Source organism: Psychrobacillus sp. NPDC058041, assembly GCF_042885655.1.
In the GTDB taxonomy this organism is placed as follows: Bacteria; Bacillota; Bacilli; order Bacillales_A; family Planococcaceae; genus Psychrobacillus.
In genome coordinates, this window is the sequence record NZ_JBHVRO010000002.1 from 170312 (window position 1) to 183413 (window position 13102).

At 32.5% G+C, this 13102-nt stretch carries 12 protein-coding genes; 8 read left to right on the forward strand and 4 right to left on the reverse strand.

What is annotated here, in order from left to right; all coding sequences use genetic code 11:
* Positions 1–369: 369 nt before the first annotated feature.
* The gene (locus ACFVR1_RS03350; RefSeq protein ID WP_387581221.1) at positions 370–444 is read right to left on the reverse strand and encodes a hypothetical protein; all 75 of its coding nucleotides are present in this window, start codon (positions 442–444) and stop codon (positions 370–372) included.
* A gap of 137 nt (positions 445–581) precedes the next feature.
* Complete coding sequence (locus tag ACFVR1_RS03355) at positions 582–3782, reverse strand: EAL domain-containing protein (protein ID WP_387580351.1); 3201 nt, start codon at positions 3780–3782, stop codon at positions 582–584.
* 520 nt (positions 3783–4302) lie between these two features.
* Here ACFVR1_RS03355 and ACFVR1_RS03360 point away from each other — a divergent pair.
* From ACFVR1_RS03360 to ACFVR1_RS03395, 8 genes are all read left to right on the forward strand, one after another.
* Complete coding sequence (locus ACFVR1_RS03360; protein WP_387580353.1) at positions 4303–4527, forward strand: hypothetical protein; 225 nt, start codon at positions 4303–4305, stop codon at positions 4525–4527.
* A gap of 460 nt (positions 4528–4987) precedes the next feature.
* Complete coding sequence (locus tag ACFVR1_RS03365; RefSeq protein ID WP_387580355.1) at positions 4988–5584, forward strand: recombinase family protein; 597 nt, start codon at positions 4988–4990, stop codon at positions 5582–5584.
* 401 nt (positions 5585–5985) lie between these two features.
* Positions 5986–6906 carry a DUF6731 family protein gene (locus tag ACFVR1_RS03370; protein WP_387580358.1) on the forward strand — a complete coding sequence of 307 codons (921 nt, stop codon included), beginning with the start codon at positions 5986–5988 and terminating at the stop codon, positions 6904–6906.
* Positions 6907–7410: a hypothetical protein gene (locus tag ACFVR1_RS03375; protein ID WP_387580361.1), complete on the forward strand. Its 504-nt coding sequence runs from the start codon at positions 6907–6909 to the stop codon at positions 7408–7410.
* 535 nt (positions 7411–7945) lie between these two features.
* Positions 7946–8536, forward strand: a complete 591-nt coding sequence (locus ACFVR1_RS03380) for a hypothetical protein (RefSeq protein WP_387580363.1) — start codon at positions 7946–7948, stop codon at positions 8534–8536.
* On the forward strand, positions 8533–9930 hold the full coding sequence (locus ACFVR1_RS03385) for a hypothetical protein (protein ID WP_387580366.1): 1398 nt from the start codon (positions 8533–8535) through the stop codon (positions 9928–9930). The genes ACFVR1_RS03380 and ACFVR1_RS03385 overlap by 4 nt, the downstream gene beginning before the upstream one ends.
* Positions 9931–10149: 219 nt before the next feature.
* Complete coding sequence (locus tag ACFVR1_RS03390; RefSeq protein ID WP_387580368.1) at positions 10150–10761, forward strand: DUF1643 domain-containing protein; 612 nt, start codon at positions 10150–10152, stop codon at positions 10759–10761.
* Complete coding sequence (locus ACFVR1_RS03395) at positions 10761–11600, forward strand: DUF2971 domain-containing protein (RefSeq protein ID WP_387580370.1); 840 nt, start codon at positions 10761–10763, stop codon at positions 11598–11600. Before ACFVR1_RS03390 ends, ACFVR1_RS03395 begins: the two co-directional genes overlap by 1 nt.
* A gap of 132 nt (positions 11601–11732) precedes the next feature.
* Here ACFVR1_RS03395 and ACFVR1_RS03400 read toward each other — a convergent pair whose 3' ends face one another.
* Entirely contained in the window at positions 11733–12374 is a 642-nt protein-coding gene (locus ACFVR1_RS03400) for an HNH endonuclease (protein WP_387580373.1), read from the reverse strand.
* Positions 12375–12554: 180 nt separating this feature from the next.
* Positions 12555–13097, reverse strand: a complete 543-nt coding sequence (locus ACFVR1_RS03405; RefSeq protein ID WP_387580375.1) for a hypothetical protein — start codon at positions 13095–13097, stop codon at positions 12555–12557.
* Positions 13098–13102: the final 5 nt, after the last annotated feature.

A 13102-nucleotide genomic window follows, 5' to 3' on the forward strand; every position in this document is an offset into this window, starting at 1 on the left:
ACAACTTTTTATAAACTAGTCAGAGAGTATGAAGAAACATTTTAGTTCTACCTATATTTAAGAAGAAACTTATATCACGAATTAGATTTCCACGAATATATATAAAGTCATTTAATTTCTTTTAATAATACTGAGCCTTACTACATTTTAATATGTAGTAAGGCTCTTTAGTTTAAATACATTTTATTTTTACGAACTAATTTTTAGTATACATAATTCGATTTTCAGAAAGTGTTGAGTCAATATCTAAATATTTACTGTCTATTCGCTCTGTTTATCTAGCATTTTTAAAGTGTGGGCAACACTAATAATTGCTTTTACAATAGCTGTATTTGTTATTTTCGAAATTTCTAACGAATGATTAATCGATTATAAGAAATCAATTGGTAGTTTATTTAAGTAACTGAGAGATGAATATCCTGTACCGAAGTCATCTAAAGACACCTTAATTCCTAGTTTTCTTAGTTTTCTAGCTCACCAATTGTAATTTCAATATCATGTAAAGCTACACTTTCTGTAATTTCTAAATTTAAGCGTTCTGTCGGAAAAAGAAGTCGTTGCCAATAAAGTTAGCTATTATTTTAACAAAGGGGCAACCGAATTTCAACAGTTGTTCCTTGATTTTTTTCACTTATGAATGTGATAGTCCCCTTATGCAGACTTATGATCCTTAAACATAACATTAAACCTAAGCCTGTCCCTTTTTCTTTGTTACTAAAAAAAGGTTCCCCCAATTTTTTGAGTCGTTCCTCATTAATTCCAACACCATTATCGATGATCTTTATCAATACATTTGACTTCTCTTTAATGGCTTGGATGTTCACGCAACCTCCATTATGAATTGCTTCAATACTATTTTTAATTAGGTTAATAAGTACTTGTTTGATTTGGTTAATATCGCACCAAATCAGAGGAATGTTTGGTTCAACTTGACTGAATATTTGTACATTTTGTAAGTTTGCCTCTGATTCCATCAGTATCTCAACATCTTTTAGTAGCTTTTTAGGATTAATCTTCTTTATTTGAATATCTTTTGGCTGTGCGAGATTAAGAAACTCTTTAATAATATCCTCAAGACGATTAAACTCATCATAAATGACTTCAAAGAATTCTTGTTTAATTATTCCTTGTTGTAATAGCTGAATAAGGCCTCTTATTGATGTAAGAGGATTTCTTATTTCATGGGCGACACCAGCAGCAAGTTCCCCTACCACAGTTAATTTTTCTGTCTTAGAAAGCTGTTCTTCTGCATTTCTTTTTTCTGTGATATCTCTACCAACCACAATAATATGCTCCGTTTCACCATTTCCTCCAATTACAGGTGTACCCATACACTCCATTAAGATCCAATACCCATTATCATGTAACAAACGAAATTCCACTTGTAAGGGAGATTTCGTTTTGCCAATCTGGTAAAATTTCATTAATAATAATGGAACGTCATCGGGATGTATTCTATCTATTATATTATTGTTAACAACATCTTTTTGGGAAAAACCAATTACTTTTACGTTAGATGGGGATGCATACAAAACATGTCCGTTAATGTCAAATAACATAATTGAGTCAGTCATGTTTTCTGTAATTAAGCGATATTTGTATTCACTTTCTCTCAAAGCTTCCTCGACTTTTTTGCGTTCTGTTATATCTACACATGATCCAATGACTTCTATCACTTCTCCACTTCGTTTTATCGGACGTAAAGCAGCCAAATAAAATATTCCATTAATCATGCTCTCGTACGTAACAAGTTCTTCTCCTTCCCAAGCTCTCTGATAATATTTTGTTTTTTCCATAGCACTTTCAGTTGGAAGAAACTCGTGTACTGTTTTTCCAACCACTTGATTTGGAATTAAACCTAGTCGGTACATTAAATCACCATCACAAAGTGTGTGAATAAATTGACCAGAGATTTTTTTATACTTAAATATCATTCCTTGTTGCAGTCGAACCGTATCTTGAATTTCCTTTTTTGCTATCTGTATTAATTCTTCTGCCCACATTCGATCCTTAATGTCTTGAGAAACTCCATATTCTTTTACAATTTGTTGGATTCCTTGCAATACTTCTTCTAATTCATTTGCAAGTAAGGGTTTACTAAAGAAATAACCTTGTCCTTCGTTACATAGATGCTGTTGCAGAAACACAAGTTGTTCCTTCGTTTCGATACCTTCCGCGACTACGTTCAAGTGTAAATTATGTGCCATTGAAATGATGGTTTTAACAATCGTTTCATCGTTAGGATTGTTATAAAGTCCTCTGACAAACGATTGGTCTATTTTTAATGTATCAATAGGGAATTGTTTTAAATAGTTTAACGAACTAAATCCTGTTCCAAAGTCATCAATGCTTATGCGAACGCCTAATTGCTTAAGCTGCTGTAATGTTGAAATGGTACATTCAATATCCGTTGTCATGCTTTCGGTAATCTCAAGTTCCAGATATTGAGGTTTGAGACCTGTTTCTTTTAGAATAGTGGCTACCAAGTTAACGAAATTGGACTGCGTGAACTGCCTGGCGGATATATTCACAGCCATAACTGTTTTAAACCCTTTTTGTTGCCATGCTTTATTTTGTTTGCATGCAGTATACAAAACCCATTCACCGATAGGTATAATTAATCCGGTTTCTTCAGAAATAGGGATAAATGTTGCAGGTGATATCATTCCACTCTCTGGATGATTCCAGCGGATTAAAGCCTCTACGCCAAGTATATTACCGGTTTTCAAACTGATTTTTGGTTGATAGTGTAACAGGAACTCATCGTGTTCAATTGCTTTATAAAGATCCACTTCCATTTGCAATGGATTGAATTCGTGTTCATTTATCAAGTAAAACTGATAATTGTTTTTACCTGCTTTTTTTGCTTGATACATAGCAAAATCAGCATGTTTAATCAAAGTCTCGACGGTCTCCCCGTTTTCGGGGAAGAGGCTAATACCTATACTTGAAGTATTGAAAATTTCATGATTTTCTATCTTATAAGTACCTGCAAGAACATTAAGAACTCGTTGAGCCACCTTTGAAGCAATTGTTTTATCGGCATCAGATAAAACTATGATAAATTCATCTCCACTATGACGGAAAATGACATCGTTTCGATGTATGGATGACTTTAAACGCTTCGTCACTTCTTTCAACAGAAGATCGCCTGCATTATGTCCTAAAGAATCATTGATTACTTTGAAACGATCAAGATCAATCATTAACACAGCCATGCTCTGTTTCTTCTCAGCGGCACCCGTTAATTCATTTGGAAGACGTGAATGTAACATATTTCGGTTAGGTAGACCTGTTAGATAATCATAAAAGGCTATGCAATCATTGTCTTTTTCAACTTGTTTTGAAATATTTTGTGAAATCCCTAATTTTTCTGTTGCAGTTTTTTGGTCGGTAATATCGAATAAGATACCAAGAGTTAAATCAACTTTTCCTTTCTTGTTTTTTACAATATTGACGCTATTTTGAACCCATCTAATAACCCCATCTGATCGAATAATTCTGTACTCAGTATCAGACGATATACCTGATAATAGCTTTTCTATGTGACTATCAACTAGATTCATATCTTCTGGACAAACGAGATTTTTCCATAATTGAGGATTTTTTTCAAAATCCTTTTGTGTATGTCCATATATTTTGGCAACTTCATTTGAAACCCATAGAGTATTTTTTTTGAAATCCATATACCAAATAGGTGAGCTAACGCTATCAATTACTTTTTTAATGAATTCGATATCTTTATTATTTCTAAATAGATCAGTTATATTATTAATATTCATTTTCATTCCTCATTTATTTATTATAAGTACAAAGGATGCAATCTTCTAAGAGAAGTATTTTTATTAAAAATAGCTTATGTAGCCGAGTTATCATTAAATCTGTTTCTTAGAATTATAAACCCTTTAATTTAGAGGGACAACAAAAAATATTGAATTTTCCGATATTTATATCAATACTATACTTAAAAATCGTTAAACTTCTTAGGTGGTTCTTTTTCTTGTTGAACTAAAGCAGCAGGTTAGTTTAAGAAGGATGTAGAGAAAATAATAAGAATTCAGGATACAAATTATATGAACTTATTTGTTAGAACAGATAATTTAAATGCTCTTCCTTCCATTAAAAAGGGCTGAAACCTAGGATGTAGTTCGACTAATTTTGCAATAAAGTAACATCACAGTTCATTTGTAAGTTGAACTAAACAAAGGCTAGAGCAAAATTCAGACTTTCCCGGCTGAAGAGCTCTAGCATATAAAGCTTATGCAAATATACGTGGATTTAAACCGAAAGGAGGAAATGAAGTTGGCTAACATAAATGATTTTACACAAAAGGAAAAGCAAAATGCATTGGACGAAGCCCGTATAATAATGCAAATGAAAGTATTCAAAATGAAGGATTATGAACGGGTTGCATACTATTCAGAAGAAGATGCAAAGGTATACTATCACAATCTTACTGGGAGTGACATGGGAGACATTGTAGAAGAATTTGAAGGTGAAGTGCCTTTTAGCAATACAGTGTATTAGGATAAAGAAGAAGTTAAAAAATTAGAAGGAAATCCAAAATTTGAGCGAGAAGAAAATAGTCGATTTGGCGATTGTTTTTCAATTCCTTTCTGGGTGGTGTATCAATAACTTTTCCGAACTATATCCAGGTTGCATTGCTACTACAGAAGAATAATTTATTTCATAGTTCGACCATAATGTGTAATAAATGAGAAGGTGCTTATTCAACTAACGGGTGCTTTAATTGAATTAGAATTCTACGAAAAGGACCAGTTTGGTCCTTTTTTCTTTTGGAAAACTATCAATATTTTACAGGTAGATCAAAGTAAGTAATTCCTATACAAAGTCTAAAAGTGTTAAGAAATAGACCATCTTTAATTCACTCGAAATGTATTCCATATTCGAACGAATATTTGTCTAAAAGTTTGTATATAACTAATAGTACAAAACATTACTAACAATTAGACAGAGGAGTGGAATTGTGGGTGAAAAAGTTGGGTATGGTCGCGTTTCTAGTGAAGGTCAAGAATTAACAACACAAATCGAAACTTTAAAAGAAGCAGGATGTGTAAAATTATTCGTCGAGAAAGTAACTGGCACAAGTACAAAGAATCGTATCAAGTTAAAAGAATTACTTGAATATGTTCGTGAAGGAGATACAGTGTTTGTCACGAAAATCGATCGACTAGCTAGAAGCATTATCGACTTAAATAAAATTGTTGCAGAATTAAACGAGACAGGTGTTAGTGTTGTTTTCCTTCGGGACAACATAACGTTTGGAGCAGGTAAGGACAACACAAGTCTAAACAAATTGATGTTCAACATCTTAGGAAGCTTTGCACAATTTGAGCGTGATATTATTGTTGAAAGAACAAGTGAAGGTAGGAAACGAGCAAAGGCAGCAGGGAAACATATGGGCCGTATTGGACAACCTGAAAAGAAAGTACAACAAGCATTAAAATTGATGGGTGCAAGAGAAGCAAACGGTATGACTGTTGCTGATATTGTTAAGCTTACAGGGGTACCGAAGCCAACTATTTATTTGAAAATAAAAGAACAAAAAGTGATTAAAATGTAGAGACCATAGATGTTTATCTGATTAAAGCAAAATGATTAATTTTGAAGATATGAGAAAAGCCCAACCCAACTATAAATATATAGATGGTAAGACACTCGTAGAAATCACAGAGGAGCTTAACTACAGTTCCAGTTACATCTATAAGAAGCATGCCGAGATAGTTAAGACGATTCGATTCGTAAATGAAATAATATTTTCACTTTACTGACACCCAATAGCGTGAATGGTGAGTATTGTAAATTCATTTTATTATAAGAGTATAAAGAACCGTGATAAAGTTCTTTTCTCCCTTTCAAATACCACTTGATGAAAATGTCTGAGTAGTTTTATTTATTTTGGAAAATTAGAAGGACTTTTTTCTTGCTTGTCGAATAGTGACAATTGAAGGGAGAAGATGATGAATGTCTAGAATAAAAAGAGTAGGTTTTAATTTCTTTAAACCTATAACAAGATTAGAAAATAGAAATGAGGTACCAATCAATTTAGCTCCAATATTTGAACACATTAGAGTTCAATATATAGCTGCGCGAGGAAACTCTGGTGCGGGGGATCAAGAGTATAAACATGTCTACACCTACAATTTTGAGCCTGCAAGATTATCTGAAGTAAGCATAGATATCGCAACACAGTATTACCATTTAACCTTTGAAAGGTTAAATTATGCTTTGCCTAATAGGACAACATTACATGGGGATTCAGAAATGCTTGATTTAGATGATGATGAATATATTGGTCATGAGGCTAGTGTTTTGTATGATCCAATAAATCACATTTTAATGATACAAAGGAATAGGGACTCGTTAGGACCTACTGCAATTAGTTCATTCATCGAATCATTAGTGAGTGAGGCAGGGGTTGCTAATAATTTTTCAATTGCAATGATTTCGGATTCAACAGCAAGAAGACGAGCTTTTACGCAAACAGCATATAGAAAAATATCAACTAAAGTGGTTGGTGATAAAGCTATCGGAATCATAGAAAGATTATTTGATCAAAGACCAGAAGGTATAGATAATGTAGAAATTACATTTAACTCACGCCCAGGTAGAGCTGAAGAAATTGACTCAGAATTTTCTGTCCAGTTGCTTGAAGATTATATCGATGATCCGAATGTTCAACGTTTAAGAATTAATTCAAGAGAGCATGAAGAATCACCAGTGGAACCGATTGATTTAATTAATCATAAACTAGAAGCTCACACTACATTTGACTTGGCAGCTGCTAGACAATTAAATGCCTATAGGGTTTTTGAAGATATGGTAAGACTATATGATGTAGAAGAATTTGGAGGTTACAAAAATAAAATACTGAGGATGAACTAAATGCGATTAAGTTACACTTTAATTTTTATTTCTTGTAGTATTTCCATAATCGTAGGCTGTTTAGTATTTTTCTATTTACCTTTATTTAAATTTGATGGATTTGAAAAAGCATTAGAGGGTGTTCTGCTACTATCAAGTATAAGTCTAGGTTTTTATGGTGCTTGTCTAAGTGTTTTAGCGTCTATCTTTAATACTAAAATTGTAAAAGAAATAATGGAAGATGGTAATTACAGAAGTGAATTTATAATTGTTTCTATATTGGCATTAATTTCAGGTTTTCTAACTGTTCTTACCACTATTGTTTATCAAGTCTTGCTAGAAAATGGTACAGTAGTGTTTGTAGCAATGAATATCGTTAATTCTATTTGGATTGCACTGTTTATATTATTTTTGAGTTTTAGCTTGTTGTTCGTTTTGATTTCTTTCTTGATTTTCTTTAAAAATACTGAAGTAATAGATTCAACAAATGTACATTCAGGTCAAGTTCAAAACCCGGAATTTTAATTTAATGACAATCAATTTGATTATCTATATATATTTAAAGGTCACATCCAGTAGGGTGTGGCTTTTTATTATGAAAATTTTTCCGGATGAAGTGAATCCAAAGAAGAAGACATATAAGCTATCCTGTAAATGTCTGTAATGCAAACACTTAATTCAGATGGATATGAAAGAAGAGTAAATCTAAATCATCTCATAAGAGGCGATTATTTTGTCGAAAACGTATATGATCACACTTAAGCACTTCTGTAAAATGATTATTTGTTCATTTTGAATACTTAAGAGTGATGCACATATATAATTTAATAATAATGAATCCACCAACCAACAAGGTAGGTGGATATTTTAATGTTTTATTTTACTATTCACGAAAATGAATTTCTATTTAGGAACTAAGTTTTTTATTAAAGTTCATTATGCGAATACTTTGAGAATATTGTGTAGTAACTTAGAAATATGAGATTTTTCGGGATAATTGTACTATACTAAAAGTATCAATAAACTTATTTCTATTTAGTTAGTACTAGGGGGAACGAGGATGTTTGGACAAAGTCTTGAAAAAATGATAATTGTGGTTGCACCTGATAAATATAAAGCGGTAGCTAGAGAGATGACTCATGAACTTTCAAAATTAGAAAATTGTAATACTGCTTTTTGGACGATCAAACAATTTGAAGATAACGAAATGACAATTGGATCTAAACATTGGGTACTAGCTATAGGTAGTTCAAAAGAAAATAAATTAACTTCCGATTATCTAAATTTTATTGATTTAAAGCATAGAAATGGTGGATTATGCTATGGCTTCGATGGGAATAAAGCAATCATTTTTGCGGATTTCAATAAAATTGATGTTAAAGAAACGATTGAGGTCGCTAAACAATTAGGTTTAATAAGTGGTACAGGTGTAATTACTGGGGTAGTTTCTAGTACATTGGTTACTAGAGGTTTTTTATTTGCTCCTATTTTTCAACTAATTCTCCCTACATTATTCATAACGAAATTTTTCAAAAGGAAGAAGATGATTAAAGAGTTACAGAAAGCCTCGACATCTCTAGTTGCAGATCTATTCTTGAAAGAAGCGGTAGAAGAATGGCTAGTTCCAAAACAAAGGGATAAATCTAAATGACTGAATTTAATAAGGAATTCCATAAGTATATAGAAGCATGGAGTGGCGGTTTTGGTTCTAGTGAAGGGGATATATACATAAAGGAAATCGAAGAAGCGGTCAACAATTCGACAACAATATTCCAAGAATTTATGAATAATAATGAAAATAAAGGAATTAATTACTTAAAAGGAGATGTTGCTGAGTATTGGCATGCAGAAACTTTAAAGATTAACTCTTGGATTAAAGGAGATAAGTCGGTATTTGCTAATGTTCCAAGAAACAGAGGAACGGTTGATGTATCTTATGGAGATACTGGTAATCATTTTGATTCTCAATTAAAGTTTTATAAAAATGCAAAGGAAACTGCTAAAGCAATCAGTAATCCAAAATTTGATGGTTTGGAAAAGATTGTACCGAAAGATCAGTTAGATGAGGTAAAGTCTCATGCCCTTAAATTATCAGCTAGAAATGCAGATATCCGACCGAGTCAAGCTCTACAATATGAGCATACCGCAAAAAATGTAAGTGACAGTCTAAATGTAAATAGAAGTAGCTCCACCCCATTAACAGAACATGAAGCAAAACAACTTGCTATAGACTTAAAAGAAAAAAAATATGATCCACATAAATACGGTTTAGATACACATTCCTTAATAAAGTTTTCTGACATTGCAAGAAAGTCAGGAGAAGTTGCATTCAATGCTGTTCTAATTAGCACAGTAATAAAGGCAGGACCTTACTTTTATGAAATGTTAGTTGAAAGTGTGAATACAGGTGAAATAGATCTGGATAATATTCGTAAAATGGGTGTTGAAGTGGCTTCAGATGCTACTTGGAACGGCTTACGCGCTGGCATTGCTTCTTTTATAACTATAAGTTGTAAATCAGGGTTATTTGGTGAAGTAATGATAAATGTCTCTCCAATTGTTATTGGTGCTGCCACTGTTATGGCTGTAAATTCAATCAAAAATGGAGTTCTTCTATATAAAGGAGAAATCACTCAATCTGAATATGCTGAAAGATGTATTAGAGATACAGTAATTATAAGTTTTGGAGTATTTGGAACAATTGCTGGACAAGCCCTAATACCAATTCCGATTTTAGGTGGACTAATTGGTAACTTTATTGGAGGACTGATGGGAACGGTGATATACCAACAAGGAAATAAATTAATACTAGCCATTGCCATAGAAAAAGGTTGGACATTTTTTAACTTTGTTGATCAGGACTATATTGTACCAGAGTATGTATTGCAACGAGCAGGTTATCATTTATTTGAAACAAAATCTTTTCAAACAGAGTCTTTTTATATTTCGAGCTTCTCAAAAATATCATTTCAAACTAATTCAATAGATATAATACCTCTAAAACGTGGAATAGTTGGAATAAATAAAATAGGTTATACATTATGAGATCAACTCAGGGGGCGTTGATTCAAAAAGGATTAACCTTCTTTTTTGTATTGAACTACCATGCAATTAAGGTAATTTTCTTACATATTTTGTGGTGAAGCATGGCTCCTTGAATGGCTATAGGTCGGGTAAGTTCAAAAAATATATACCCAATTAATTAATTTCAATTTCCAGCATCTATTTTAAATTTGTATGTAAAAAATAGGAGATGTGAACAATTTGTCAAAAGCAAAGAAATATTACGACTTAATACATGTCGAACCGCATGGGTATATACCAAGAATTGGCTTACATCGATTTGGATTAACATTTAAATCAAAAGAACCGCATCATGGAAAAAGTGTTGCAGTTATTCAGATGAATGGATCTAAAGCTGGTCCAAAAGAAAAAAAGAAATGGAAATGTGATTCAACAATTGGGAAAGTACTAAGTTGGTGTTATGAAAATCCTAAAACTCCATTTGAAACAGTCCATTGTCTAAACCTATTTTCATATGTGGATCCACATCCTGAAAACTTAATGTACCTAGATAAAGCAACATTAAATAAAATTGAAAATGATTATTGGATAAAACATGTTTGCGAAAATATTGATTACATTATTCTCGCATACGGAGACTGCAAAGGAATTGATTCTATGATTGTTCAAAATAGAATTAATGATGTATTAGCGTGGTTAGAAAAATATGATTTATATCGTGTAGGAGATTTAACGAAAAAAGGAAACCCAAAACATGGTAGGTCATGGAATTATAGTCCTTTATTAACATTGCATAAAAATAGAAAATTACCTAAAGCGAATATAAGAACAACCGGAAGGGGAAATTTTTAGTGGATTTACAATACAAAGATCAAGCTTTTTATCATGCTGAAGAGTTTGAGTCAATTTACAATTATAGCGATCATTATAAAGTTCGTAACAATCCTACAGTTTGGAAGTATATGAACTTAGAAAAGTTTGAATCTTTATTAAAAAACAAGGCTCACTTTTTTGCGAAACCAAATGCTTTTATTGACCCGCTTGAAGGAAGTTATTCTTTTTGGGATATACAACAATATCCAGGAATAGAACTTCCATTAGTCAGTACAAGAGATTACATGAAGAAGATTCAAGAGTTTTCTGCTATTTCTTGTTGGCATATGAACGACTACGAGTCTGCTGGAATGTGGGATTTATATTTGAGTGGAAAAGATGGAGTTGCTATAAAAACAGATTATGAGAGCTTGATTAACTCAATTACTGATTTGAGATACAAAATTTTCTCTGCAAAATTGCAATATGTTGATTTTCATCACGAAATGACAAGTAAGAATATTTATGACACTTTATTTTATAAAAGAAAATCTTTTTCTCACGAGAGCGAGTTAAGATTAATGATAATACCAAGTAGAATTGACGTTGACTTACTAGAAAATATATTTTTAAACAAACCCCTATCTATTTCAAAATGGGATGGAGAAATTGATAAATTAGAAGAGCAATCCTACAATTTCTCTCACGGGAAAGGAAACTTAGTTTCATGCGATTTACAGACATTAATTAAAGCCATTTATGTCTCTCCAAATAGCTCTGAAGGAGTTGTCGATAAAGTAAAAGAAATAGCAATTCAATATGGAATTTCTCTAAATAAGGTCATACAATCTGATTTATACAAGGACTTTATTTATTAAATAAAAGTTATTTAGAAAAAAGAAGCAAACATACATGATTTCTCATTGAGCATATTTTTTTATGAGTAGCTATAAGAAGGAGTCTAGGGGAATAGCCCAGTTTTCAAAGGACTGGGCATTTTTTACTTTAAATTAAGGTAAGATATCATGGTTTTTAACTTTACCAAGTTTTTCAAGGAATTCATCTAAAGTTTGTTTTCCTTTTTTCGAATTGCATGATCTACAAGCGGGTACAATATTTTCTATTTTGTCTGAACCACCATTTGCAATAGCAATTATATGATCTCTTGTACGTTGTTTTATTCCCGGGGTTTTTGTCATTCGAACACCGCAATAAAAACAAAGATTATCGTGTTTTTTTAAAAGTTCGATCCATTCAGTGAAACTATGTTCTACGACAAGGTTTCTTTCTCTCTTCATCTTGCCTTTACGTATATTGTTTTTTAATTTATCGCTTGTCAGATAGAGGTTTCTCCGTCTTGCTTTCATGTGAGCGGGATCATCCTCTAGTCGATTTCCAGGACCTTTGTAATTCCAATGTTTTTCGTTAGATTGGTCTTTTCCTTTGCATTGTTGAGAACAATATTTTGCATCTTTTCTCCATTTATTGTCATGAATCTTAAACACTTTCTGACACATTACACACTTCTTAATAACAAGATTGGTAATTGCTTTTCCTTGACACCCTTTTGAACAATAGCGCCGTTTTTCAGAATGACTTGGTTTAGTTTTATACTCTTTCTCACAATAAACACATTTCTTAATAACTGGCATTCTAAGCCTCCTTCAGTTTTAAAAAATCGGAAATAAACTAATAATCTATGAAGTATCAATCTTATTTTGCCAAAAGCACCATGTATATTTACGAATTGGCGCTTTTTTGTTTATTTGCAGTAGAACCTACGTTTTACCGAGTTTCTCTTTCTCTACATGTTCTAAGTGGTTTGTTTCAATTTAAACTGCTTTCCCGACTTCATGTAGAATCTGTAAGAATAACGGGGACAACTGAATTAACACATATCCTAATCCTGCCTTCATGATCATATCCCATGCCTTTTCGCTATTGTTAAACATAAACATGAAGCAGGCTCCAACCATTATTACTGAAGCGATAGGAAAGGAAATAGCTACCATTATCTGAATTAACGGATCTAAAACCGTCGCCAACATATTAAGTGAAGCATCAGCAATTAAGCCTGTATTTTCGGGTATAGGTGAAATCATCACTGTGTAAGAAGTGGGTAAAATTGTAGGTGATTGTGCAAGTACGCTTAATGTAGGTTCTACTGGTGCGAATACGGGTATGTTTGTGGAGGAATAAGTTTCAGTTGCTTTTGAAAATCGATGTATTAATAAACCTGCGCTTGCAACAGTTGGAATAATAGCTGCAATAGCTACTGTTTTTTTAGTTGCATAAGCATCCCCTTCTACACGGTGGCTAAAATCCGTGTATTCAGACACAGGGACAGCCAGAATTTTATTCCTTTTCCTAAACATGCTTT